The following is a 25,209-nucleotide window of genomic DNA, read 5'->3' on the forward strand; positions in this document are numbered from 1 at the left end:
GCGCGAGGCGACGTGCGGCCTCTCAAGCCGACGCGCCCCTGCCGGAGGTTTCGGGCTCGGCGCCGTCCGCCTCCGCGTCCGGGTCGCGACCCTGGCTTCGGTCGAAGCGCCGCATGATCGGCGTGACCGTGATCCCATGCAGAAGGATCGACATCAGGCAGATCAGGCCCACGATGGCCCAGAGCCGGTCGCCGCCCTCGAACGGCGCGGCGTTCAAGCCGTAGGCCAGATAGTAGAGCGACCCCACGCCACGGATGCCGAAGAAGGCCATGATCAGCTTCTCGCGCAGGGGGCGCTTCCAGCCGATGAAGCCGATCATCCCTGACAGCGGCCTGACGACCAGGACGATCACGACGGCGACCGCGACGTCCAGCGGCCTCAGCGGCGCCAGCAGGCCCGAGACCAGGGCGCCGCCGAACAGGACCAGCACCACCATCATCGCCATGCGTTCGATCTGTTCGATGAAATCGTGCATCTGGGCGTGGAATTCGTGGTCGCGATCCGCGTGCCGGAACGCCAGCGCTGTGATGAAGACCGCCAGAAATCCGTAGCAGTGCAGCATCTCCGTCACCGAATAGGAGATGAAGGTCGCCGCCAGGACGATGAAGCCGTCACGCGTCGCCGCCAGCCGGGTGCTGACCGGGATGGTGAAGGTCAGCCAGCCGAACAGCCAGCCGATCGCCCAGCCGATGCCGAGACCGGCCCCGATCTCCCACAGGACATTGACGGTGAGCCATTCGACGAACCAGTCCGACTTTTCGCCCGACGCCACCAGCGCCAGGGCGATGGCCAGATGGACGAAGGGAAAGGCCAGCCCGTCGTTGAGACCGGCCTCGGACGTCAGGCCGAACCGGACCTCGTCCTCGCGCCCCTCACGCGGCGCCCCCACCTGGATATCAGAGGCCAGGACCGGATCGGTCGGCGCCAGGCTTCCAGCCAGCAGGACCGCCCCGGCCAGCCCGAGCCCCAGCACCGTCCAGCCCAGCATCACGATCGCCAGGATCGACAGCATCATGGTCACGCCCAGCAGACGCCAGGTCACGCCCCAGCGCCGGAGGTTGAAGATCCGGTCGATCTTCAGCCCGGCCCCCATGAGGGCGATGATGACCACGAACTCGGTCAGCCGTTCGGTGATCTCGGGATAGGCCTGGGGCAGAGGGTCGAACCGCACCTGGGGCAGGCTGAACAGCGCGGCCCCCAGGATCACGCAGACGATCGGCAGCGACAGCGGAGCGCGGCGGAACACCAGCGGCAGCCACGCCACCATGGCGACCAGAACCCCCACCACGAACAGCATCAGGATATAGGGATCGGGCATCAGGTTCCGGGGCGGTTGATAGGGCGGCGCTCCCTTAATGCGGCAACGCCCGTGAGGTTACGCGGTGCCTGTGGACGCGGTGGTTTCACGGCCGGTTATTCGGATGAGGGGCGTGCGCTGACTGTCGAGCTCTGGCTTGCGACGGGATAGTTCATGGCTAGACGCCGTAGGGTCGTTTCGGCGTGCAGCCAATGACCGCCCTCGACCCTCAGCTAGCCTTCCGCCAGCGCCGCCCCACCACCAACCCCACTAGGAATGAAATAAGCGCCGCCAAACAAGCGACGATCAGTGGCCTTTGATCTTGCGCTGGTGTCTCAATCGCCAACGTCGTCACCTCGCCGGGTTCCAACTGGTCGATTAGACGCGCTCTCAGCGCGTCATCGCGAATGTCCTTCGGGCCAAGCATTCCCCGGACGATTAGCTGGTCGTTCTCGTGGTTGGCGTAGAAGACCCCGACCTTGTCGAAATCGGGAAACGCAGCGCGGTCGCACTGCACCTCAAGCCCGTCCAGATCGTAGGTGATGACGCCTGTCCCCGCGTCTCCCTTGAAGAATGATCTAGGCAGGACGTTCACTTCGAGGCGACCATCGCCCTGGCGCAGTCCCACGACCCTGCCAACGAAGATCGTATCCGCCTCATCCCAGTAGCGGTCCTGGGTTTCTCGCATGAGCCGCTCATAGGCTTGCGCTTCGCTTTCTCCCGAGTTCCTCGGAACCGCATAGCTGCACGCTTCGGCTACGGACGCCGATAACCAGCACAATCCCAGAAGCCCAAACAGAATAGCAGCGCGAGCCATCAGCTGATTGTTCGACAGGCGCGTGCCTAGGTCAAATGTCCGTTTCCCACCCATCGGCGACCTTGGAAGGTCTAATTTTCGGACAGCCAAGCTACGCAAGATCGCCCATGAAGCGCGCAACAGCATCTGGCTCGATGTCAGTCAGGCCTTCCGCTCGAAGCGCCGCATACCACGCGATCACTGCGGCACCCATTCCCGGCGTCGCGTAGGTGGGGCCCACGTGCGTCACCCAAAGCTCCATCTCTCGTTGGGTCACTTCCCGGGCCGGGAGAACAATCCGCGCTTGTTGAACTATATGATCAGTCAACTCGGCGCTGATCGCCTCTTCAGGCTGCGACCAATGACCATCGTCACCGTAGCAGTCGGAATAGAACGCAAGTTGTTTCAACGCGTCTAATAGCTCGGCGTCGTCCCCGCTTTCGACGGCAGGTTGGAAATCAAGAAGTTGACGAGCCCCCTCCTCAATAAGTTTGCCCACTATCCAATGCGTATTTTTTGACGTGTGCTTGCGATACTCCTTCCATGCGCTTTTGATCGCTTTGTCATTTGGAGCGATAGACATGAGCCGTAGGACGCGGGTCTTACCGCTTTCCTCAATGGAAAGGATCGCGAGCGCAGCGGCTGAAGGGTGACGCCCTTCCTTCTGAAGTAGTTCAGCGTCAGCAAGAAGCCGTTGGGCGCTTCGAACGGCCGCGTTCATACCCATCACGATGCCGGCGATATCCGGCTTTCCGCGAAACTGGGCAGGTCGGTTCGCACGGTGCTGATCATCCTTCACTCGATGATAGTGGAGGGAAGGGCTAGATACGCAAGTGGGTCTGCTGTTGCGTCCGCTCGCCACCCTCAGCCGTCCTTCGCCGGGTCCGCTTACGACACCACCGTCGCCTCCGAGCCGCCTGGACGCAGCCCCTACTTCCCGACCAGCGCCTCGACCGGGACGTTGAGCGTGTAGGCGAAGCCGGTCGGGGTGTAGGCGAGCGTGACCTGGCCGCGCAGCTGCTGGCCCAGGGAGGTGATCATGCGGGTGCCGAAGCCCTTGCGGGTCGGCTCCTCGACGGGCGGGCCGCCGGACTCGATCCAGTCCAGATGCATGCGGCCGCCGTCGATGCGCCAGGACAGGTGGACCTGGCCGCCGGGCTGGGACAGGGCGCCGAACTTGGTCGTGTTGGTGCAGAGCTCGTTCAGGGTCATGGCGAAGGCGATGACCGAGCTGGAGGTGATGCGGATGTCCTCGCCGGACACGACGAAGCGGCCGTCGCCCGGGTCGAAGGGCTCGATCGCGCTGCGGACCGTGCTGTCGATGGTGGCGTTTTCCCAGCTCGACCGGGTCAGCAGGTCGTGGGCGCGGGCCAGGGCGGCGAACCGGCCGTCGATGGCCGAGCGGGCATGGGTCATGCTGGTCGCGGTGCGCAGGCTCTGGTCGGTGATGGCGCCGACGGTGGCCAGCATGTTCTTGATCCGGTGGTGCAGCTCGGCGTGGATCAGGTCCTGCAGCTTGTCGGCGGCGTCGCGTTCCTCGGCCTCGATGCCGGCCTGGACCAGCAGGGCCTTGGCGTCGATCCCGGCCTGTTCCAGCGCCAGTTTGAGGCTGTCGTTCTCGGTCGTCAGGGCGTCGAGCTGTTGCGCGTCCGTTTGGGAGACGGTCTTCAGACGCAGGGCCCTGGCGTGGACGCTCGCCTGCTGGAGCTGGTAGCGGAGCTCGCGGTTCTCGGTGGTCAGGGCGCCGTTCTCGGCGGACAGGGAGGGCAGCACCTCCAGCGCGCCCTTGCCGACCATGTCCTGCAGCTCGACGATCATCTGTTCGATCTCGAGCGGCTTGGGGAAGAATTTGCTGTCTTCAGGCGCGTCGGCCTCGGTCACCGCGATCTGTCCGGAGACCAGGACGATCTTGATATGGGGCCAGCGCGCATGGGTCAGGTGGGCGAGCTTGAGCCCGTCCATCGTGCCCGGCATCTGGATGTCGGTGAACAGGCAGGAGATGTCGTCGCGGGCCTCCAGGATGGCGATGGCCTCGTCGGCGTTGATCGCCTCGACGGATTCGAAACCGGCGTCCTGAACGATGTCCACGGCGCGCATCCGCAGCATCAACTCGTCTTCGACGACCAAGACGACGGACGGCGATACATCTGTAGTCATCGGGAGTTCCTGCGGACTTCGATTTCGTCGGGTGGCGAAGACGGCATGCCAATTCTGGTGAACCGACGCACCGAAACCTTAGGCCAGACCTGACTAGAGCAAGTTGATCTAAACGCCTACTTTTCCGGCGCGGTCGAGAGACGCGTCCGGTTCGCTGTCAGCGACCTACGCAGAGGGGAAGGCCGGTTCCGGCAGGACGGCAACCCTGCCATACGACAGGCGTTGCGCCTACGGGAGGCAACAATGCCAGACTCCATCTTCAGCGGATGGGACGGGATCCTTCGTATCCTGTTCATCGCCCCGGCTGCCTATGCGGCGCTCGTCATCATTCTGCGTGTGTCGGGAAAACGCACATTGTCGAAGCTGAATGCGTTCGACTTCATCGTGACCATCGCCATCGGCTCCACTCTGGCTTCGGTCATAACGACAAAATCGCTCGCTTTGGTCGAAGGCCTCGCGGCCCTTGCGGTTTTGGTCGTGCTCCAGTTTCTGGTCACGGCCATGTCGGTTCGCTGGGCTTGGATCAATCACGCCGTGAAGGCAGAGCCAACACTCCTGTTGAAGGACGGGAACGCGCTCCACGACGCGATGCGCCGTCAGAGAATCACGCTGGATGAGCTAGAGGCTGCGGTCCGCCAGGCTGGCGGCGGAGCACTGTCGGAAGCCCGAGCCGTATTCCTCGAGACCGACGGAACTCTGAGCGCCATTATGACGGGGCGCTGATGGACCATCTGCATGCTCTGATCGGAACGCAGGGAGAGGACATCAGCTGGTGGCAGATGTCGATACGGGCCTGCCTAGTCTTCGTCATCGGGGTCCTGATCGTCCGCTTCGCCTCCACCCGCGCGTTTGGAAAGTGGAGCGCGTTGGACATCATTCTAGCGGTCGTGGTCGGGTCCAATCTCGGAAGGGCGATGACCGGCAACGCGCCCTTTCTCGCGACCCTCGTGGCGACCTGTGTCCTGCTGGCTCTGCACGATCTTCTAATACGCGCATCGGCCCGATGGTCCTGGGTCAGCCTCATCACGAAAGGCAGGTCCGTCCGGCTAGTCAACGAGGGCGCTCCCATCGAGGCCGCGATGCGGAGGGCGGGCATTGGAGACCGCGACCTTCACTTGGCGCTGCGCTCGGCCGGGCACGCGGACCTTGATGAGGTCCAGTCCGTCACCCTTGAACGCAACGGCGACATCACCGTCGTCGCCCGCCCTTAGACACGCTCGTTCGCTAGAGTCCGCTTCCCACCCCAAGCAGACCCTCACAACGACGGCTTTCGGCCGCCTCGCCTCAATCCGGTCTTGACCATTCGGCCGTCGTGCATTGATTGGCATGTCGAGACTGAGACGGCTCAAATTCGCCGCACCTGTTCTCGACAACCATGGAATTCGCGCGGCCGTCGGGGAATCGCGCGATTATCCCGGGCCTGAGTTCGCAAGGAAGACGCCATGCCGTTCAAATACGCCTCCATGAGCCGCCGTGCGGCCGCTGTCGGCTCCGCGCTTGCGGCCATGACACTGCTGGCCGCCTGTTCGGGTGGCGGCGCGACTGCCGTCGCCGAGGGCGACATGGCGCAGGGCGCGCCCGAGGGCGCCAAGGTCACCGTGGTGGAATACGCCTCGGTCACCTGCGGCCACTGCGCCGCCTGGCAGGCGCAGGTCTATCCCGAGTTCAAGGCCAAGTACGTGGACACCAACCAGGTCCGATACGTCTTCCGCGAACTGCCGACGGCGCCGGAAGCGGTCGCGGTCGCCGGCTTCCTGGTCGCGCGCTGCGCCGGGCCGGACAAGTATTTCCCGGTCATCCACGAGATCATGGCCAGTCAGGACGAGATCTTCGGCGGCGTGCCTCCGCGCAACCTCCTGCTGCGCATCGCCAACGGCGCGGGTCTGTCGGAAGAGCAGTTCCAGGCCTGCGTCACCGACGCCGATGCGATCCAGGCCATGGATGCCCGCATCAAGGCCGCGCGGGACGCCGGCGTGACCGGCACCCCCTATTTCATGGTCAACGGCGAACCCGTGAAGGACACCTCCATGGCGGGCCTGTCGACCGCCATCGACGCCGCCCTGGCCGCGAGCTGATCCGATGGCCTTGTTCCGCAACCTGATCCTGGCCGTGACGGCCCTGACGCTGGCCTCGTGCGGCGGGTCCAAGGCCGTGGTCGACGGCGACATGGCCCTGGGCGCCGCCGAGGGGGCCAAGGTCACCGTGGTCGAGTATGCCTCGCCGACCTGCCCGCACTGCGCCCTCTGGCAGGAGAACACCTGGCCGGCGTTCAAGGCGGCCTATGTCGATACGAACAAGGTCCGCTACGTCTTCCGCGAACTGCCGACGCCGCCGGCCGATGTGGCGGCGGCCGGCTTCCTGATGGCGCGCTGCGCCGGAGCGGACAAATATTTCGACGTGATCCACGCGATCATGAAGAGCCAGGCGGAATGGCAGGCGGGCGGCAATCCGCGCGACAGCCTGGTCCGCATCGCCGGCGAGAACGGCATGGACGAGGCGGCCTTCACCCGCTGCGTCACCAATCCGGAAGCCATCGCGGCACTGGAAACGCGCGTGAAGGCGGCGACGGACGCGGGCGTGATCAACACCCCGACCTTCTTCGTCAACGGCCGTCAGGTTTCGTCCATCGGCGGCGAGGGCGCGGTCATGGCAGACCTCGGCCCGGCCATCGAGGCCGAGCTGGCCAAGTGAGTACCCCGATGATCCGCACCCTGTTCCTGACGCTGGCGCTGGTCGCCGCGCCGCTTTCGGCATCCGCCCAGACGGCGAGCGGCCTGCCCGCCGTGTCGGCGAGCGACCGGGTGCTGGGACGGGCCGATGCGCCGGTGACGGTGGTCGAATACGCCTCCTTCGTCTGCTCGCACTGCGCCGACTGGCACACCACGGTCCTGCCGTCGTTCAAGGCGCGGTTCATCGATACGGGCCAGGTCAAGCTGGTGTTCCGCAACCTGCCGACCAATCCGGCGCAGGTCGGGGCGCGGGCGGCGGGGATCGCCCGGTGCGCGGTTCCAAGCCGCTTCTTCGATGTCGCCTCCTCCTTCATGACGGGTCAGGCGGCGATCATCGCCGGAGGTCCGCTGGCCGATTGGTATGCGACCGGCGTCGCCGCCAGCGGCCGGACCCAGGCCGAGATCGACGCCTGCCTGGCCGATCCGGCGACGCTGAACGGCATCCGGGCGGAGGTCGCCGGCGCCAATGCCGCGGGGGTCCAGAGCACGCCGAGCTTCTTCGTCAACGGCCGCGCCGTATCGGACATCTCGCTGGAAGGCCTTTCGGCCGCGATCCGGCCTCTGTTGCCCCACAGCTGACGACGGGATGCAGTTCCAGCGCCTCCGTCTGGTCGGCTTCAAGTCGTTCGTCGATGCGTCGGAAGTGCAGATCGAGCCGGGCCTGACGGGGATCGTCGGGCCGAACGGGTGTGGCAAGTCGAACGTGCTGGAATCCATGCGCTGGGTCATGGGCGCGAACTCGGCCAAGGCCATGCGCGGCCAGGGCATGGACGACGTGATCTTCGCCGGGGCCTCGAACCGGCCGCCGCGCAACCACGCCGAAGTCCAGCTGACCATCGACAATGCGCAACGCCGCGCGCCCCAGCCCTTTACCGACAGCGCCATCATCGAGGTGTCGCGCCGGATCGACCGTGGCCAGGGCTCGACCTATCGCATCAACGGCAAGGAGGTGCGGGCGCGGGATGTGCAGTTGCTGTTCGCCGACGCCTCGACGGGGGCGAACTCTCCGGCGCTGGTGCGTCAGGGGCAGATCAGCGAGCTGATCGCGGCCAAGCCGCAGAACCGTAGGCGCATCCTTGAGGAGGCCGGCGGGGTGGCGGGGCTGCATACGCGCAGGCACGAGGCGGAGCTGAGGCTCAAGGCGGCCGAGGCCAATCTGGAGCGGCTGGACGACATCGGGCGGGAGCTGGATACGGCCCTGGTCCGGCTGAGGCGCGAGGCGCGGCAGGCGGAGAAGTACAAGAAGATCTCGGCCGAGATCCGGGCGTTGCAGTCGGCGCTGCTGTTCGTGCGCTGGAACGATGCGCGGCTGGCGGCGGAGACGGCGGCGTCTGAGCTGAGCGCGGCGGATCGGGCGGTGGCGGAGGCGACCTCGAACGCGGCCAAGGCACAGACAGCGGCCCTGTCGGCGCAGGAAGGCCTGAAGCCGGCGCGGGAAGAGGATGCGGTGGCGGCGGCCCTGCTGCACCGGGCCTCGCTGGAGCGCGACCGGCTGGACATGGCCGAGCAGCAGGCGCGGGCCGAGGTGGACCGGCTGACGGCCGAGGCCCAGCGGATCGCCAACGACACCGAGCGCGAGATCGCCATGTCGGGTGACGCCGAGGCCGAACTGGCGCGGCTGTCGGCGGAACTGGAAGTGCTGACGGCCGAGATCGCGGCGGCGCCCGCGCGCGGGCCGGAACTGGAGCGGGCGCTGGAAGCGGCGGAAGAGGGTCGCCGGGCGGCGGACGCGGAGGTCGAACGGCTGGCGGGCTCGCTGGCGGCGGTCGAGGCGCGCGCCAATGCGGAGACGGCGCGGAAACGCGACGCAGAGGCGCGGGTGGCGCGGGCGGTATCGGCTCTGGATGGCGCGAAGCGGGAGCGCGAGGCGCTGGGGCCGCTGGAGACGCCGGAACTGGCCAGCGCGCGCGAGGCGCTGGAGACGGCGACGGCGGCGCTGACGGAGGCGCGGGCGGGTGTCGAGGCGGCGGAGGCGGCGCGCGGCGACCGGGCGCGGGCCGAGCAGGAGGCGCGGACGGCGGCGCGGGCGGCCGAGGATCGGCTGGGGCGGCTGCAGACCGAGGCGCGGGGGCTGGCGTCGCTGCTGGTCTCGGGACGGCGGGATCATCCGCCGGCGCTGGATCAGGTCAGTGCCGCCAAGGGATACGAGGCGGCGCTGGCGGCGGCGCTGGGCGACGATCTGGACGCGGCGCTGGATGCGAAGGCGGCCGCCTATTGGGGCGGGGCGGATGTCCCCTCCCCCGCCTGGCCCGCCGGGATCGAGCCGCTGGGGAAACATGTGAAGGCGCCCGAGGCGCTGGCGGCGCGGCTGGCCCTGTGCGGGGTCGCGGGCAAGAGCGAGGCGCCGGGGCTGGCGAAGACGCTACCGGTCGGGGCGCGGGTGGTGACGAAGGAGGGCGACCTCTATCGCTGGGACGGGTTCGTCAGCCGGGCCGAAGCGCCGAGGCCGGCGGCGGTGCGGCTGGCGCAGCGGACGCGACTGGCCGAGCTGGAAGCCGAGATCGACGAGGGCAAGCCGACGCTGGAGGCGGCGCAAGGGGCATTGAAGGCGGCGACCGAGGCGTTCCGGGCTTCGGAAGAGGCGGTGAAGGCGGCGCGGCTGCTGCCCTTCGCGGCGGACAAGGCTGTGACGACGGCGCGGGACGCGGTGCAGCGTCTGGCCAACGAACAGGCGCGGCGCGAGGCGCGGGCGACGGCGCTGGACGAGACCCTGGCGCGGCTGACGGTGGAGCATGAGGCGGCGCAAGGCGCCTTGGCCGAGGCGATGACGACCGACGCGCCGTCGGAGACGCTGGAGGGGCTGAAGGTCGAGCTGGCCGAGGCGCGGACGGGGACGGATGCCGCGCGCGGCGCGGCGGCGGGGGCGCGGGCGGACCGGGACGCGGAGGCGCGGGAGCGGGCCGGGCGCGAGCAGAGGCTGGCCGGGTTGACGCGGGAGCGGGACGGCTGGACCGGGCGGGCGAAGGATGCGGCCGGACGGATCAAGGCGCTGGAGGGGGATGGGACGAAGACGGCGGCGCAGTTGCTGCAGGCCGAGCGGGCGCCGGAGGCCTTGGCCTCGCAGCGGTCGTCGCTGATGGACATGCTGACCTCGGCCGAGACGCGGCGGAAGCAGGCGGCGGATGGGCTGGCGGTCGCCGAGGGCGAGGCCGCGGACGCGGACCGGGCCAGCCGGGCGGCGGATGCGGCGGCCTCGACGGCGCGAGAGGCCCGGGCCGGGCTGGCGGCGCGGGCGGAGGGGGCGGCCGAGCGGCTGCTGGACGCGCACAACAACGTCCGCGAGGCGGCGCAGATGTCGCCCGAGGAACTGGGCCAGAGGCTGATCGACGACGCCATCGCGCGGCCCCCCGATGCGGCCGGCGCCGAGAGCCTGCTGTTCGGGCTGGAGCGGGAACGGGAACAGTTGGGCGCGGTGAACCTGCTGGCCGAGGAAGAGGCGCGGGAGTACGGCGAGCGGCTGAACACCATGCGGCTGGAGCGGTCGGACCTGACGGGCGCCATCGCAAAGCTGCGCGACGGGATCGACGAGTTGAACGCCGAGGGGCGCGAGCGGCTGGTGGCGGCGTTCGACGTCATCAACGACAACTTCAAGAGCCTGTTCGAAGCCCTGTTCGGGGGCGGTCAGGCGGAGCTGAAGCTGGTCGAGAGCGACGATCCACTGGAGGCCGGGCTGGAGATCTTCGCCTGTCCGCCGGGCAAGCGGCTGTCGGTCATGTCGTTGATGTCGGGCGGGGAGCAGGCATTGACGGCGGCGGCATTGATCTTCGCCGTCTTCCTGGCCAATCCGGCGCCGGTCTGCGTGCTGGACGAGGTGGACGCGCCGCTGGACGACGCCAATGTCGATCGCTTCTGCCGGATGCTGAACGAGATGCGGAACCGGACCGACACGCGGTTCATCGTCATCACCCACAACCCGGTGACCATGAGTCGGATGGACCGGCTGTACGGGGTGACCATGCCCGAGCGCGGCGTGTCGCAGCTGGTCAGCGTGGACCTGACCCAGGCCGAGAAGCTGGTCGCGTGATGCAGGACGTTCCGGTTTCTCCGCCAGAGGCGCATGCGCTGGTGCTGACGGGCGTCGGGCGGTTCGTTGTGTTCGCCGATGCGGCGACGATCCGGCGGGAGGCAGACGGGGTGCGGATGCGGTCGCTGCAGGTCGTCGAGGAGGACTTCACGGTCGGGACGACGCGGTATCTGGGCGGGTGGTCCTGGTGGCGGTTCGACTGTGCGGCCGGGATGGCGGATCGGCTGGATTTCGCCTCGGTGGCGGTCGGCGGGGCCGAGGGGCCGAGCACGCCGGAGAGGCAGCCGGCCTATGCGGCGGCGCCCGGCGGGGATGCGGCGGAGTTGCTGGCCGTGGCGTGTGGGACGGTGGAGCCGGAGGTCGTGGCGGTGACGGTGGAGGATGCGGTGAGGATCGGGCGCGCGGCGATGGACTGATCCCTCTCCCAGCAGGAGAGGGCTTGAGCGCCTGAGAGCCGTCAGGCGCTCAGACTTGCGCGAAAGGGTGAGGGGTTGGCTTCGCCGGTGATGGCAGGACCCTCACCCTTTCGGCCAAGACGCCTCGCTATCGCTCTGCGGGCCTCAAGCCCTCTCCCACCGGGAGAGGGGTCAGGGACGTGGCGTTGCGGTCGATGTTCAGACGATCCTGAGGCAAGGCCTCGGGACATTCATCCCGCATGAAGGCCAGCATCTTCTCCCGGATTTCGCAGCGGAGGTCGAAGGCGACGGGCGCCGAGCGGGCGCTGGCGAGGCAGCGGACCTGGGCGACGCGGTCGGTGATGTCGGTGACCTGGAGGTTGACGACGTCGCCGTCCCACAGAGGAGACGCCTTGCAGATGCGTTCCAGCTCGGCGCGGAGGCGGTCGATCGGGGCCTCGTAGTCGACGTAGAGCATGGCCGTGCCGATCAGGCGGGAGGTCTCGCGGGTCCAGTTCTGGAAGGGCTTTTCGATGAAATAGGTCAGCGGCAGGATCAGGCGGCGCCAGTCCCACAGCTTGACCACCACATAGGTGGAGGTGATCTCCTCGATCGTGCCCCATTCGCCTTCGACGATGACGGCGTCGTCGATGCGGACGGGCTGGGCCGTGGCGATCTGGATGCCGGCGAACAGGTTCTTGAGCACCGGCTGGAGCGCCAGACCGGCGATGATGCCGACGACGCCGGCCGAGGCCAGCAGGGACACGCCCCACTGACGCACCGCCCCGATGGTCATCAGGGCCATGGCCACCGTGACGATGCCTATGCCGATGACGGCCGCCCGCTGGAGGATGCGGGTCTGGGTGACGTGCTTGCGGGCGACGAGGTTGTCCTCGGTCGCCATGTTGAACTTCCGCAGATAGACGACCGCCCACATGTCGACGGCGCCGGCGACGATCCAGCCCATCACCAAGATAGTCAGGATGAGGATGATCGAGCGGACGGACGCCGAGGGCGCAGGGTCCAGCGGCGAGGCGGTGACCGAGATGCCGATGGCGATGAGGATGATGAGGATGCGCAGCTTCTTGCGCGCCCGCTCCACCACGCCGCGCCAGAACAGGTCCCGCTTCTTCACGATCAGGCGCAGGATGGAGAAGACGAGCCGGTGCACGATCCAGCCCGCGCCGACGAAGACGGCGACGACGATGGCCACGACCAGCCATTCCGGCAGCCAGTAGAACTGGCGCCAGAGCATCAGGATCTGGTGAGTCAGGTCGGTGATTTCGGGGGGCATAGACGCAAATAGCGTATCAGCGGCGTCTTCCGTTCCCAACGGAAGGGTCATCCGGCCGTGGCCTCGGCCAGGTCGGCGAGGCGCTGGGCGGCGTCGGGGATGGCGACGGACCGGGCTGCGGCGCTCATGGCGGCGAGGCGCAGCGGGTCGGCCAGGACGCCCGTGACGGCGGCCGCCATGGCCGCGACGGTGACGTCGTCCTCGAGGATCACCTCGGCGGCGGAGACGTCGGTCAGGAGCTTGGCGTTGAGGCGCTGGTGGTCGTCGGTGGCGATCTTCAGCGGGATCAGAATCGAGGGCATGGCGGCGACGGCCAGCTCGGCGCAGGTCGAGGCGCCGGCGCGGCCGATGACCAGATGGGCGGCAGACAGGCGGGTGGCCATGTCGCGGAAGAAGGGGGCGACCTCGGCCTCGATGCCGGCGTCGAGATAGATCTGGCGGGAAGTTTCCAGGGTCTCGGGACGGGACTGCTGCTGGACCCTGAGACGGCGGCGGAGGACGTCCGGCAGGGCGGCGAGGGCGCGGGGCGTGGTCTCGGACAGGAGGCGAGCACCCTGGGAGCCGCCGGTGACGAGGATGTGGATGGGGCCGTCTCCCGGAGGGGCGTAGGCGCGGTCGAACAGGGCGCGGATGTCGGCGCGGACGGGGGCGCCGACGACTTGCGCTCTCGATTTCACGGCGGGGCTGGCGCGTTCGAGGGTCGGGAAGGAGGAGGCGACGGCGCGGACGTGGGGGGCGAGGATGCGGTTGGTGCGGCCGAGGACCGCGTTCTGTTCGTGGATCAGGGTCGGGCGCTTCTGCAGGATGGCGGCGACCAGGGCGGGGGCGGAGGGATAGCCGCCGAAGCCGACGACGACCTGGGCATCCAGACGGTCGAAGGCGGAGCGGGCCTGGTGCACGCCGCGCACGATGGCTACGCCAGCCTTGGCCAGGGCGATGGGGCCGGAGCCGGTGGCGGCGTCGAGGGCGAGGCGTTCTTCGGCGGGGAAGGCGTGGGCGTATTGCTCGCCGCGATGGTCGGTGGCGAGGACCACGCGCCAGCCGCGCGAAGCCATCTCGCGGGCCAGGGCCTCGGCCGGGAACATGTGGCCGCCGGTTCCGCCGGCGGCGACGACGCAGAGTTTGGACAAGGGCGCGGTCTCCAGAGATCGTCCTTCTCCCCTCGGGGGAGAAGGTGGCAGGCGGAGCCTGACGGATGAGCGGGCTGCCGGGCGCAAACGAGATTCGACCGCGTGGCGGATAGATACCCCTCATCCGGCCCTGCGGGCCACCTTCTCCCCCAAGGGGAGAAGGGAAAACTTAAGGCATCAACAGGCGGCGGGGCCGTTGCAGGCTCGCGCCGGGTTCGTAGGCACCGGGGCGGCGGCGGGTCAACGCCAGCGCAAACCCCATGGTCAGGCCCATGGCCATCATCGAGGAGCCGCCGTAGCTGATGAAGGGCAGGGTCATCCCCTTGGTCGGGATCAGGTTCAGGTTCACCGCCACATTGATCGAGGCCTGGAGGCCGATCAGCATGAACAGGCCCGCCGCCGCGGTCTGTTCGAAGGGATCGTTCAGCTTCATCGCCCGGCCCATGCCGCGGAAGACGATGAAGGCGTAGAGGCCGATCATGACGAGGCTGAGGACCAGGCCGAACTCCTCGGCGCCGACGGAATAGATGAAGTCGGTGTGCAGGTCGGGGACCGAGCGCTTCATCACCCCCTCGCCCACCCCGCGTCCGACCAGGCCGCCGGCGCGGATGGCCTCGGAGGCGCGGTCGATCTGGTGGGTGTCCTCGACGCCGGGGGAGACGAACTTGGCGACGCGCGACTGGACGTGGGGGAAGAGCAGATAGATGGCGGTCATCCCGGCGACGAACATCCCGCCCAGGACCGCGACCCAGCGCAGGGGGACCCCGGCCATGAAGAAGACGGCCATGAAGGTGGTGGTGATCAGAAGCGTCTGGCCGATGTCGGGCTGGATCAGCAGCAGGGCCACGGTCACGACGTAGAAACCGAAGGCGATGGAGACGCCGGGTACGCCCTGGCCTTTTTGCCCTTCCGCGAACATCCAGGCGGCGAAGACGATCAGGCTGGGCTTGGCGAACTCCGACGGCTGGAGGCTGAACGGGCCCAAGTTCACCCAGCGGGCCGCGCCCTTCACCGTGTCGCCGATGAAGGGCAGCATGGCCATGACGACGATGGCGCCGAGCAGGCCCAGGACCGCGATGCGGCGGACGCCTCTGGGCGACAGCAGGGAGGTGATCAGCATCAGACCGACGCCGCCCGAGGCCCAGACGATCATGCGCCACGAATAGTGGAAGGGGTCGGTGATCGACTCGTCGGCCAGGATGGCGGCGGGGGACGAGGCGAACGACAGCATGACGCCGAGGCCCATGAGGGCCAGTGCGGCGCCGAGCAGGCCGCGATCCACCGTCCAGAACCACTGGGCGATCGGGCTCTGGTCGTTGCGCGAGAAGGGGTGGGAGTAGGTCGCCTGGGTCATGGTTTCTCAACCATGAACGGAAGGGGTAGCGCCCAGGTTAAGAACGGCGGCCCGGAAGGCCTCTCCGCGCGCCTCGAAGTCGGGAAATTGATCGAAACTGGCGCAGGCGGGGCTGAGGAGGACGACGGCGTCGCCGCCGGCGGTCGCGGCGTCGGCGTCGGCGGCGGCGAGGGCGACGGCTGTGGCCATGTCCCTGGCGATGACGTGGGGCGTGGCGCCGAGGGTGGCGGCGAAGTCGGCGGCGGCCTCGCCGATCAGGTAGGCCTTGGCGACGCGGGGGAAGAGGTCGCGCAGGTCCTCGATGCCGCCGTCCTTGGCGCGGCCGCCGGCGATCCAGAAACTGGTCGGGTAGGACATCAGGGCCTGACGCGCGGCGTCTGCGTTGGTCGCTTTGGAGTCGTTGACGAAGCGGACGGGGCCGAGATGGCCGACCGTCTCCATGCGGTGAGCGAGCCCGGGGAAGGTCATCAGGCCTTCGACGGCGGCCTCCTGCGAGACTCCGATGGCGCGGGCGCCGGCGTAGGCGAAGGCGGCGTTCTGGGCGTTGTGGCGGCCCGGGAGCGAGCGGGCGGGGGCGAGGTCGGCGATGGCGATACCGTCGGCGGTCAACTTGCCGTTGGTCGCGTCGACGATGATGAAGCGGCCGGCGTCGAAGGCGGCGACCTGGTCCGGCAGGCGGGCGGCGAGATCGGCCAAGGGAACGCCGCCGGTCGGGTCGATGTGCTCCGGCGGGGTCCGGGTGGTGATGGTCGAGACCCGCAAGCGGCGGTCGTTCAGGGCGTTGACGGTCTTCCAGCCCCAGTCGTCATCGACGCCGATCAGGGCGACCTTATCGGGCGACATGATCTGGAACAGCCGCGCCTTGGCCGCGACATAGCCCTCCATGCCGCCGTGCCGGTCGAGGTGGTCGGGGCTGACGTTGGTCAGGATGGCGACGTCGGGGGCGAAGGAGGTCGTCAGGTCGAGCTGGTAGCTGGAGACCTCGATGACATAGGCCTGGACCTCGGTGGGGGCCGGGAGGGCGAGGACGCCGATGCCGATATTGCCACCGACGGCGACCTTCAGCCCGGCCTGTTTCAGGACCCAGCCGATCAGGGCCGTGGTCGTGGACTTGCCGTTGGTGCCGGTGATGGCGATCACGCTGGGCCGGAGCGACGCGGGGGTGGCGGCGATGGCGCGGGCGAACAGTTCGATATCGCCGATGACGGGGACGTTCGCGGCCCTGGCCTTGTCGACGGTCCAGTGGGGCTTCGGGTGGGTCAGGGGGGCGCCGGGCGACAGGACCAGGGCCGCGAACGAAGACCAGTCGGCGGTCGTCAGGTCCTCGAGCTCGAACCCTTCGGCTTCGGCCTGCATGCGGCCCGAGACGCCGTCGTCCCACAGGATCGGCTCGGCTCCGCCCGCAAGCAGCGCGCGGGCGGCGGTGATGCCCGAGCGGCCGAGGCCGAAGACGGCGACGCGCTGGCCCTCGAAACCGGGAACCGGGGTCATTGGGTCAGCGTAGTTTGAGGGTGGACAGGCCGATCAGGGCCAGCATGGCGGCGACGATCCAGAAGCGGATCACGACCGTCGATTCCGGCCAGCCCATCTTCTCGAAATGGTGGTGGATCGGGGCCATGAGGAAGATGCGCTTCTTGGTCATCTTGAAATAGCCGACCTGGATCATGACCGAGGCGGCCTCGACGACGAACAGGCCGCCGACGATGCCCAGGACCAGTTCGTGCTTGGTGGCGACGGCGATGGCGCCGAGCGCGCCGCCGAGAGCCAGGGAGCCAGTGTCGCCCATGAAGATCTTGGCCGGCGGAGCATTGTACCAGAGGAAGCCGACGCCCCCGCCGATGATGGCGGCGCAGAAGATGGCCAGCTCGCCCGAGCCCGGGACGTGGTGGACGCCCAGATATTCCGAGAAGATGAAGTTGCCGACGAGATAGGAGATGATGCCGAAGGCCGCCGCCGACATCATGACTGGCACGATGGCGAGGCCGTCGAGACCGTCGGTCAGGTTCACCGCGTTCGAGAAACCGACCAGGGTGAAGGCGGCGAAGGCGACGTAGAACCAGCCGACGTTCAGCAGCACGTTCTTGAAGAAGGGGAAGGCGATGGAGGTCTCCAGCCCCGGCGAGGTCGGCGACTGCGTCATCCACAGGACCACGAGGACGCCGGCGATCACCGAGACGATGACCTGGGCCAGGAGCTTCTGTTTGGAGGTCAGGCCGGCGGAGGTCTGTTTCGTGACCTTGGCGTAGTCGTCGACGAAGCCGAGGACGCCGAAGGCCGCCGTCACGCCGGACACGATCCAGATGTAGGGGTTGGTCAGGTCGCCCCAGAGGAAGACGGCCACCGCGATACCGGCCAGGATCATCAGGCCGCCCATGGTGGGGGTGCCGACCTTGGACAGGTGGCTGACGGGGCCGTCGGCGCGGATCGGCTGACCCTTGCCCTGTTTGACGCGCATATAAGAGATGAAGCGGCTGCCCATGGCGACGGCGACGATCATGGCCGTGGCCATGGCGAGGGCGACGCGGACGGTCTGGTACTGGACCAGGTTCAGCAGGGGGTAATCCTGCGCCACATCGGCGTAATACAGATACAGCAGATAAAACATGACTTCCCCTAGCCCCTATCGGGTCGCGCGCGGCGCTCCCCTCCCCTTGAGGGGCGCACCCCCCGAGTGTCGTCTAGCGCTCTAACCCCGCAAGCGCGGCGGCGACAAGCGATGCCTTCGACCCATTCGAGCCCTTCACCATGATGATGTCGTCGGCGCGCACGAGATCGGCGGCCTGGGCCGCGAGATCTGCGGCCGTCTCGGCCCAGACGCCGCGACGGGCGGCCGTCAGGGCGTCGTAGAGATGGCGCATCTCGGGTCCGGCGGCGTGGACGATGTCGAGACCGGCGGCGTCGAGCGGTTGAGCGAGGCCTGCGTGCAGGGCTTCGGACTGGTCGCCCAGCTCCAGCATATCGGTCAGGACGACGATGCGGCGGCCGCCGGCCGCGATCGGCTTGGCGCCCAGAGAGCGGAAGCCGGCGGTCATCGACAGCGGATTGGCGTTGTAGCTCTCGTCGATCAGGGTGAAAGCGCCGCCGGGTATGGCGATGCGGCGCGTCTCTCCCCTGCCCTTCAGCGGCTGGAAGTCGGCGAGGGCCGCGAGGGCGGTCTCGACGGGGACGTCGAGCGCCTCCAGCATCAGGATGACGGCGAGGCTGTTCAGGCCCCAGTGGAAGCCGGACTGCTTCAGGGTGAAATCAAGCGCACGACCGCGCAGGTCGGCGGTGACGCGGGCGCCGCCCTCGAACGGGACGAAATCGATCAGGCGGGCTTCGTGACCGGCAGCCGAGCCGAAGGTGGCGATGTCGGCGCCGACGGCCGTCGCGGCGGCTTTCAGCGTGTCGACCCAGCGGATGTCGCCGTTGATGACGGCCAGACCGCCGGGCGTCAGGCCCTGGAAGATGGAGGCCTTCTCGCGGGCGACGCCGGCCTCGCCGTCGGCGAAGCCCTCGATGTGGACGGGGCCGACCGTGGTGACGCAGGCGGCGTGAGGGCGGACCTGTTTCGACAGGGGCGCGATCTCGCCGGGCGCGTTCATGCCGATCTCGAAGACCGCGCGTTCGGTCGCCTGGGGCATGCGGGAGAGCGTCAGGGGCACGCCGATGTGGTTGTTGTAGCTCTTGATCGAGGCGTGGGCCGGACCTGTGAGGTCGAGGCCGGCCTTGATCGCCTGGGTGACGCTAGTCTTGCCGACGCTGCCGGTGACGGCGCCGCGTTTGGCCGGGGTTCGGTCGCGGGCGAAGGCGCCCATGGCCTCCAGACCGTGCAGGGTGTCCGGGACGATGACGCAGGGGCCGTTGACCGGATGTTCGACGAGGGCGCCGGTGGCCCCGGCGGCGAAGGCCGAGTCAGCGAAGTCGTGGCCGTCGCGCGCGCCCTTCAGCGCCAGGAACAGGTCGCCGGGGCCGATCTCGCGGCTGTTGTAGGTGAGGCCGTGGGCGGTGAAGTCGCCGCCTTCTATCCGTCCGCCCGTGGCCGCTGCGATGTCGTGGGCCGTCCAGAGGCGCGGGATCGTGTCAGGCATCTAGACGCAAAGCCTCGGCGAGTTCGGTGGCGTCGTCGAAGGGATGAGTCGTCCCGCCCACGATCTGACCCTGTTCATGCCCTTTTCCGGCGACGACGACCACATCTCCGTCGCGCATCAGGGCCGTCGCCTCGCGGATGGCGGCGCGGCGGTCGCCGATCTCCAGGGCGTCCGGGCAGCCGGCGCGGACCTCGGCGCGGATGACGGCGGGGTCTTCCGAGCGGGGATTGTCGTTGGTGACGATAGCGATATCGGCCAGACGACCGGCGATCTCGCCCATCAGAGGGCGCTTGCACTTGTCGCGGTCACCGCCGGCGCCGAAGACGACGATCAGGCGGCCGGTGGCGTGGGGACGCAGGGCCTTGAGCACGGTTTCGAGGCCGTCGGGGGTGTGGGCGTAGTCGACATAGGCCTCGCCCCCTCTAACGCTATCTGGGCCGCCCGAGACGCGTTGCAGGCGGCCGGCGGCGCCGGTGATCTTTTCGAGGGCATGCAGGACCCTGGCGGCGTCCTCACCGGCGGCGATGCACAGACCCGCCGCGACCAGGGCGTTGGAGGCCTGGAAGGCGCCGGCCAGCGGCAGGAGCACGTCGTGGCGGTCGCCGCGCACGTCGAGGATCAGGCGCTGGCCCTCGGGCACGGCGCGGCGTTCGATGAGGCTGAGGTCCCTGCCCCGCTCGCCCACGCCCATGACGCCCAGGCCGGACATGATCGAGGCCGCGGCGAAGGCGTTGTAGGCGTCCGAGTCGGCGTTGAGCACGGCGGTGCGGCCGCGCGGGAGGAGGGTCTCGAACAGGCGCAGCTTGGCGGACCGATAGGCCTCCATGTCGCCGTGGTAGTCGAGGTGGTCCTGGGTCAGGTTGGTGAAGGCGGCGGCCTTCAGCGTCACGCCGTCGAGGCGGCGCTGGTCGATGCCGTGGGACGAGGCTTCGAGCGCGAGGTGGGTCACGCCGCCCTCGGCCAGGGTGGCCAGCAGACGGGCGGCGTCGCCGGCGTCTGGACTGGTCAGGCCGGGCGGGGTCAGGGCTTCGGTCCTGGTGCCGGACTGGGCGACGACGCCGAGCGTGCCCATCGAGGCGGCCTTGATGCCCATGGCGGCCCAGATCTGGCGGCAGAAGGCGGCGACCGAGGTCTTGCCGTTGGTGCCGGTGACGGCGACGCAGGTGGCCGGCTGGGCGCCGTAGAAGCCGCGCGCGGCCAGCGCATAGGCGCGGCGGACGTCGCCGGAACGGACCAGAAGCGGGGCAAGATTCTCGGGCGTGTCCTGGGGGGCGAGGACGGCGGCGGCCCCCTGGGACAGGGCCTGGGGAATGAAGGCGCGGCCGTCGGCGGCGTTGCCCGGCAGCGCCACGAACAGCGAGCCGGGGGCGACCTTGCGGCTGTCGGAGGTGACGCCGGTGATCAACGGATCGGTCGAAACGTCGCGCCGCAGGAGGTCGGACAGACGGACGGCGCTCACGGCTGCACCGTCGTGACTGCGGGAGGATCGTCGCGCCGCTGGAGGTTCAGGAAGCCGGCGATGCGGTCGATGGTGCGACCCACGACCGGCGCGGCCACGCCGCCGCCCTGACGCGAGCCGTTGGCCGGATCATCGACCAGGACGAAGATGACGTAGCGTTGGGCGTCGGAGGGCCCATCCGCCGGGAAGACGCTGGCGAAGGAGCCGACGCCGCGCGAGAAGTCGTAGCGGCCGTTGACCAGCTTGTTGGCCGAACCGGTCTTGCCGCCGACGCGCAGGCCCGGCGCGTTCGCCGCCCGGCCCGAACCGCGCAGGACGTTGGCGCGCATCAGCTGGCGGATATCGGCCGAGGTCTCGGGGCTGACGACGCGGTGACCTTCGGCGCCCGAACCGCCGCGACGCAGGGACAGGGGCCGGTAGATGCCGCCGTTGACCAGGGCGACCGTGGCCGCCGTCATCTGCAACGGGGTGATCATGACGCCGTAGCCGAAGGACATGGAGGCGCGCGCCGAGTCGTCCCAGCGACGGCCGCCGCTGGGGGCCGCGCTTTCGCGCAACTCGAACGGGGCAGCGTCCAGAAGGCCCAGCTTGCGGAAATAGCTGCGCATCGCGCTCTCGCCCAGCTCGACCGCGAGGCGCGAGGTGCCGATGTTGGACGAGTGCAGATAGACGTCTTCCAGGGACAGGATCTTGTTGGTGGCGTGGAAGTCCTGAATGCGGCGATTGCCGATCATATAGGCCTGGGAGGCGTCGATCATGGTGTCGAGATCGGCCAGGCCGGTGTCGATGGCGGCGGCCACGGTGAAGGTCTTGAACACCGAGCCCATCTCGTAGTGGCCCGAGGTGACGCGGTTCAGGGCGGCGTCGTCCGAGGCCTGGCCGCGACGGTTGGCGTCGTAGGTGGGCCAGGAGGCCATGGCGAGGACTTCGCCGGTCTTGGCGTCGGCGATGACGCCGACGGCGCCCTTGGGCTGGCTCTCGGCGGCCATGGCGGCCAGCTCGTTCTCCAGCACGCCCTGGACCCGCAGGTCGATCGAAAGGGCGAAGTCCTCGCCCTTTGAGCCGGCGTCGCGGATGGCGTCGTTGAAGGCCAGTTCGGCACCGGAGACGCCCTGCCCGCCGGTGTCGGCCGTGCCGATCAGATGGGCGGCGGAGCTGTTCAGCGGATAGACGCGACGATCCTCGGGCTCGAACGAGACGCCGCCCAGGGCCAGGGCGTGGACAGCCTGACGCTCGGCCGGGGTCAGGCCGGGCTGGGCGATCAGACGACGGTCGCCGTCGAGCACGCGACGCAGGCGTTTGGCCGAGATGCCCGGCAGGGCGCGGCGGATCTGGCGGAAGGCCGCCTCCTTGTCCCAGACCTCGGACGGATCGATGTAGAGGCCGTAGTGGGTGATGTTGGTCGCCAGCAGGGCGCCGTTCCGGTCGGTCAGGTCGGCGCGTTGCAGGGCGCCGGCGACGGACGCGGTGCCGTGCCTGCCATGCGGGGCCAACAGGGCCGCGTGGGCGGCACCGAGGGCCAGAGCCGAGAAGACCACGACGAAGAAGCCGCGGATCAGGAAGATGCGGACGCGGGTGTCCTCTTCCGGCCGCGCGTCGGCGCGGGCGCGTTCGAAGGCGTGCTCCACAAACCAGACAGCCTCGCCCAGCCAGCGAAGCCAGGGCGACACGGCCGAGGTCAGAGGGCGGCCGGCTCCGGGCGCGGGGCGGAAGGCGCGGGGATCGTGGACGGTCATCGCACGGCCTCCGCATCGGTGACAGCCGGCGCTGCAGGAGGCGTAGGCGCGGCGGCTTCACGCGCCGGCGCAGCGGGCGCGGCCGGGATCGGGACCGGCTTCAGCGCCGGCAGTTCGCCCTCTTCGACCTGACGCTCCGCCTTCACGGGCGCGAGAGCGGCGCCGCGCGACAGGGCCTCCAGCCGACCGGGCTGTTCCAGGCGTGCGGCCTCGGCGCGAAGCAGACGAACGCGCTGGCCGTTCTCGGCGATTTCACGCTCCAGCCGACCGATCTCGGCGCTTTCGCGCGCAGCGGCGGCCTTGGCCACATAGACGGAGAAGACCATGGCGGCGACACAGACCACGCCGATGATCTCGATCCAGCGGATGCCGCGGATCTTCCAGCTGAACAGGCGTTGGACCGATTGAGCGATCATGCGGCGGCGCTCCACACGGGGGCGTCGGTGCGGACGGCGGCGCGCAGTTTGGCCGAGCGCGAGCGCGGATTGGCGGCCAGTTCCGCCTCGCCGGCCTCGCGTGCGCCTTTGAACTGGAGGGTGAAGCTGGGCTTCCGGGTTTCGATGACGACGGGCGCGTGGCGCGAGCCGCCCGGCGCATTGCCGCTGCGCTCGGTCAGGAAGGCCTTCACGATCCGGTCTTCGAGCGAGTGGAAGGTGACGACGGCCAGACGCCCGCCGGGAGCCAGGGTGCGTTCGGCGGCTTCGAGGCCCCTGGTCAGCTCACCCAGTTCGTCATTCACGGCGATGCGCAGGGCCTGGAAGGTGCGGGTCGCCGGATGGGTCGGGGCGCCGCGACGGCCGCCCAGCGCCTTTTCGACGACGTCTGCGAGGTCGAGGGTACGGGTGAAGGGCTGAGTGATGCGGCGCCGCAGGATGGCGGTCGCGATGCGGCCGGACTGACGCTCGTCGCCATACTGTTTGAGGATGTGGGCCAGGGGGCCGTGGTCCCAGCCGTTGACGATGTCGGCCGCGCTCTCGCCGTCACGCGCCATCCGCATGTCGAGAGGGCCGTCACGCATGAAGGAAAAGCCACGCTCCGCCTCGTCCAGCTGCATGGAGGAGACGCCGATATCGAAGACGGCGCCGTCGAGCCTGGCCTGGCCAGTCTCGGCGAAGGCGTCGGACAGGCCGGAGAAGGCGGTGCGGACCAGCTGGAACCGGCCCGGGAAGTCATTGGCGACGGCGTCGGCATGGGGCTGGACCGTCGGGTCGCGGTCGAGGGCGATGACGGTCGCGCCGGTCGCGAGAATGGCGCGGGTGTAGCCGCCGGCGCCGAAGGTGGCGTCGATCACGACGTCGCCGGCCCTGGGCGCCAGGGCCTCGATGACTTCATCCAGCAGGACGGGAGCATGGGGGCCGCTCACTGGTCGTTGCCCGGCATGCGGCGGCGTGCCGTGTCGCCACGTTCGCGCATAGCCTTGCGCGCCAGGACGCGGCGCTCGTCCTTGCGGGCGTTCCAGCGGGCGCGGTCCCAGATCTGGAAGCGCGGGCCGAGACCGACGATGACGACGTCTTCGCCGAGGCCGGCTTCCTGGCACAGGCTTTCGGGCAGGGTGATGCGGCCGCCGCCGTCGTAGGCGAGCTGTTTCTGGCCGCCGTAGACGGTCTCTTCCAGCGCCGTGCGCCAGTCGTCGCCGAACGGCAGGGCTTCGATCATGGCGACGTATTCGGCCATCAGCTTGTCGCCGCCGGCCTCGAGACAATCGGACTCGACCGAGAAGAAACAGAAGACGCCCAGGTCGGCGCCGTTTGCGGAGGTGCGGAATTCCTGTGGGATCAGGAGACGGCGCTTGCCGTCCAACTGCTTCTCACTGGTTCCGAGAAACACGCCCGTCCAATCGAGCCTGTCGGCTCGCCCCTAAGAGTTCATCCCCGCGCCCGAAAAGCCGGCGCCGCCTAATCCCACAACAGCCATCATGGGATAGCATGGGATCAGATGGGTCTCAATGGGATTGGTTAGCACGATTTAACCAAAGTTGTAGCCGTTGCAGTGTTTCAACAGAACATACACGGAACATGTGCAGTATTGATCGTCGAAAACCCAGTGCAGACACGAGGAACCGTGTCGCATTGTGGCGAAAAGGGGTTAGCGGGGGATAAAGCCAGACGGCCTGTAAGCCGGGTTCTGTCCATCCGAAGATGGTGACGATCATTCCTCTGGACCGCCCATCGCTGGACGGTTCTCGCGACCTACCCGGACGCCTCGGGCGGTGAACCCTGCGACCGAAGCCGCGCGACGTCCCTATTCGGTCTTGCTCCAGGCGGGGCTTGCCATGCCGTCGCTGTTACCAGAGACGCGGTGGGCTCTTACCCCACCCTTTCACCCTTACCCGCGCCGAAACGCAGGAGGTTTGCTTTCTGTGGCGCTATCCCTCGGGTCACCCCGGGCGGGCGTTACCCGCCGCCTTTTCACCGTGGAGCCCGGACTTTCCTCGACGGGAGACAAAGCAAGCTCTGGCCCCGCCGCGACCGTCCGGCCGTCTGGCGGGGTCTCAGTGCGCGCTCGGGAAGGCAGGGTCAACCGTGAGATGCGAGCGGTGCGTGTTTGTGGTAGGGAGGCACATGGCACAGCCCGCTCCCCATTCCCCGCCGGAACAGTCGAAAGAGACTTCAGAGCAGAAAGACGCTCGTTTGGCTTGGGAGCGCGCGCGCATCGCCGAGGGCGACGCTGATTTTGCGGCGGGACGGTTCATCAGTGGAGACGAGGCGCTCGACTGGCTGGACCGCTGGGCAGCAGGTGAGGATCTGGAAGACCCGGCCATCGCCTGA

23 protein-coding genes and 1 other RNA gene are annotated in these 25,209 nt (G+C 68.6%); 8 read left to right on the plus strand and 16 right to left on the minus strand.

Annotation, left to right across the window (positions count from 1 at the left end):
- Positions 1 to 22: 22 nt before the first annotated feature.
- From ACW171_RS07665 to ACW171_RS07680, 4 genes are all read right to left on the minus strand, one after another.
- Positions 23 to 1,318, minus strand: a complete 1,296-nt coding sequence (locus ACW171_RS07665) for a cation:proton antiporter (RefSeq protein WP_492096481.1) — start codon at positions 1,316 to 1,318, stop codon at positions 23 to 25.
- Between the two features lie 208 nt (positions 1,319 to 1,526).
- A complete protein-coding gene (locus ACW171_RS07670) occupies positions 1,527 to 1,985 on the minus strand; it encodes a hypothetical protein (RefSeq protein WP_492096482.1) in 459 nt (152 codons plus the stop codon).
- 220 nt (positions 1,986 to 2,205) lie between these two features.
- Positions 2,206 to 2,892 carry an AbiV family abortive infection protein gene (locus ACW171_RS07675; protein WP_492096483.1) on the minus strand — a complete coding sequence of 229 codons (687 nt, stop codon included), beginning with the start codon at positions 2,890 to 2,892 and terminating at the stop codon, positions 2,206 to 2,208.
- A gap of 131 nt (positions 2,893 to 3,023) precedes the next feature.
- Positions 3,024 to 4,250: an HWE histidine kinase domain-containing protein gene (locus tag ACW171_RS07680; protein WP_492096484.1), complete on the minus strand. Its 1,227-nt coding sequence runs from the start codon at positions 4,248 to 4,250 to the stop codon at positions 3,024 to 3,026.
- Positions 4,251 to 4,493: 243 nt separating this feature from the next.
- Between ACW171_RS07680 and ACW171_RS07685 the strand changes: the two genes are divergently transcribed.
- From ACW171_RS07685 to ACW171_RS07715, 7 genes are all read left to right on the plus strand, one after another.
- A complete protein-coding gene (locus tag ACW171_RS07685; protein ID WP_492096485.1) occupies positions 4,494 to 4,973 on the plus strand; it encodes a DUF421 domain-containing protein in 480 nt (159 codons plus the stop codon).
- Positions 4,973 to 5,461: a DUF421 domain-containing protein gene (locus ACW171_RS07690; protein ID WP_492096486.1), complete on the plus strand. Its 489-nt coding sequence runs from the start codon at positions 4,973 to 4,975 to the stop codon at positions 5,459 to 5,461. Before ACW171_RS07685 ends, ACW171_RS07690 begins: the two co-directional genes overlap by 1 nt.
- A 231-nt stretch (positions 5,462 to 5,692) precedes the next feature.
- Positions 5,693 to 6,325 (plus strand): thioredoxin domain-containing protein, encoded by a 633-nt coding sequence (locus ACW171_RS07695; protein WP_492096487.1) that lies wholly within the window; start codon positions 5,693 to 5,695, stop codon positions 6,323 to 6,325.
- A gap of 4 nt (positions 6,326 to 6,329) precedes the next feature.
- A complete protein-coding gene (locus tag ACW171_RS07700; RefSeq protein ID WP_492096488.1) occupies positions 6,330 to 6,941 on the plus strand; it encodes a thioredoxin domain-containing protein in 612 nt (203 codons plus the stop codon).
- Between the two features lie 8 nt (positions 6,942 to 6,949).
- Positions 6,950 to 7,558, plus strand: a complete 609-nt coding sequence (locus ACW171_RS07705; protein ID WP_492096489.1) for a DsbA family protein — start codon at positions 6,950 to 6,952, stop codon at positions 7,556 to 7,558.
- A gap of 7 nt (positions 7,559 to 7,565) precedes the next feature.
- Complete coding sequence (gene smc / locus ACW171_RS07710) at positions 7,566 to 11,003, plus strand: chromosome segregation protein SMC (protein ID WP_492096490.1); 3,438 nt, start codon at positions 7,566 to 7,568, stop codon at positions 11,001 to 11,003.
- The gene (locus ACW171_RS07715) at positions 11,003 to 11,419 is read left to right on the plus strand and encodes a surface-adhesin E family protein (RefSeq protein ID WP_492096491.1); all 417 of its coding nucleotides are present in this window, start codon (positions 11,003 to 11,005) and stop codon (positions 11,417 to 11,419) included. The genes smc and ACW171_RS07715 overlap by 1 nt, the downstream gene beginning before the upstream one ends.
- A 127-nt stretch (positions 11,420 to 11,546) precedes the next feature.
- On the opposite strand, the gene ACW171_RS07720 is transcribed toward ACW171_RS07715, so the two are convergent.
- From ACW171_RS07720 to rnpB, 12 genes are all read right to left on the minus strand, one after another.
- Positions 11,547 to 12,692 (minus strand): mechanosensitive ion channel family protein, encoded by a 1,146-nt coding sequence (locus ACW171_RS07720; RefSeq protein ID WP_492096492.1) that lies wholly within the window; start codon positions 12,690 to 12,692, stop codon positions 11,547 to 11,549.
- Between the two features lie 47 nt (positions 12,693 to 12,739).
- Complete coding sequence (gene murG, locus ACW171_RS07725; RefSeq protein WP_492096493.1) at positions 12,740 to 13,822, minus strand: undecaprenyldiphospho-muramoylpentapeptide beta-N-acetylglucosaminyltransferase; 1,083 nt, start codon at positions 13,820 to 13,822, stop codon at positions 12,740 to 12,742.
- Between the two features lie 169 nt (positions 13,823 to 13,991).
- Positions 13,992 to 15,176 (minus strand): peptidoglycan glycosyltransferase FtsW, encoded by a 1,185-nt coding sequence (locus ACW171_RS07730; RefSeq protein WP_492096494.1) that lies wholly within the window; start codon positions 15,174 to 15,176, stop codon positions 13,992 to 13,994.
- Positions 15,177 to 15,182: 6 nt separating this feature from the next.
- The gene (murD, locus tag ACW171_RS07735; protein WP_492096495.1) at positions 15,183 to 16,667 is read right to left on the minus strand and encodes a UDP-N-acetylmuramoyl-L-alanine--D-glutamate ligase; all 1,485 of its coding nucleotides are present in this window, start codon (positions 16,665 to 16,667) and stop codon (positions 15,183 to 15,185) included.
- A 4-nt stretch (positions 16,668 to 16,671) separates the two neighbouring features.
- On the minus strand, positions 16,672 to 17,781 hold the full coding sequence (mraY, locus tag ACW171_RS07740) for a phospho-N-acetylmuramoyl-pentapeptide-transferase (protein WP_492096496.1): 1,110 nt from the start codon (positions 17,779 to 17,781) through the stop codon (positions 16,672 to 16,674).
- Between the two features lie 73 nt (positions 17,782 to 17,854).
- Entirely contained in the window at positions 17,855 to 19,246 is a 1,392-nt protein-coding gene (locus ACW171_RS07745; RefSeq protein WP_492096497.1) for a UDP-N-acetylmuramoyl-tripeptide--D-alanyl-D-alanine ligase, read from the minus strand.
- Complete coding sequence (locus ACW171_RS07750) at positions 19,239 to 20,705, minus strand: UDP-N-acetylmuramoyl-L-alanyl-D-glutamate--2,6-diaminopimelate ligase (protein WP_492096498.1); 1,467 nt, start codon at positions 20,703 to 20,705, stop codon at positions 19,239 to 19,241. The genes ACW171_RS07745 and ACW171_RS07750 overlap by 8 nt, the downstream gene beginning before the upstream one ends.
- The gene (locus ACW171_RS07755; RefSeq protein ID WP_492096499.1) at positions 20,702 to 22,441 is read right to left on the minus strand and encodes a peptidoglycan D,D-transpeptidase FtsI family protein; all 1,740 of its coding nucleotides are present in this window, start codon (positions 22,439 to 22,441) and stop codon (positions 20,702 to 20,704) included. The genes ACW171_RS07750 and ACW171_RS07755 overlap by 4 nt, the downstream gene beginning before the upstream one ends.
- Positions 22,438 to 22,857 carry a cell division protein FtsL gene (gene ftsL / locus ACW171_RS07760; protein WP_492096500.1) on the minus strand — a complete coding sequence of 140 codons (420 nt, stop codon included), beginning with the start codon at positions 22,855 to 22,857 and terminating at the stop codon, positions 22,438 to 22,440. Before ftsL ends, ACW171_RS07755 begins: the two co-directional genes overlap by 4 nt.
- Positions 22,854 to 23,804 (minus strand): 16S rRNA (cytosine(1402)-N(4))-methyltransferase RsmH, encoded by a 951-nt coding sequence (gene rsmH / locus ACW171_RS07765; RefSeq protein WP_492096501.1) that lies wholly within the window; start codon positions 23,802 to 23,804, stop codon positions 22,854 to 22,856. The genes ftsL and rsmH overlap by 4 nt, the downstream gene beginning before the upstream one ends.
- Positions 23,801 to 24,268: a division/cell wall cluster transcriptional repressor MraZ gene (locus ACW171_RS07770; protein WP_492096502.1), complete on the minus strand. Its 468-nt coding sequence runs from the start codon at positions 24,266 to 24,268 to the stop codon at positions 23,801 to 23,803. The genes rsmH and ACW171_RS07770 overlap by 4 nt, the downstream gene beginning before the upstream one ends.
- Before the next feature lie 270 nt (positions 24,269 to 24,538).
- Positions 24,539 to 24,925: RNase P RNA component class A (rnpB, locus tag ACW171_RS07775), an RNA gene on the minus strand.
- A gap of 77 nt (positions 24,926 to 25,002) precedes the next feature.
- Between rnpB and ACW171_RS07780 the strand changes: the two genes are divergently transcribed.
- Positions 25,003 to 25,209 (plus strand): hypothetical protein, encoded by a 207-nt coding sequence (locus ACW171_RS07780; RefSeq protein WP_492096503.1) that lies wholly within the window; start codon positions 25,003 to 25,005, stop codon positions 25,207 to 25,209.

The organism is Brevundimonas sp. FV1ye28 (genome assembly GCF_058681135.1).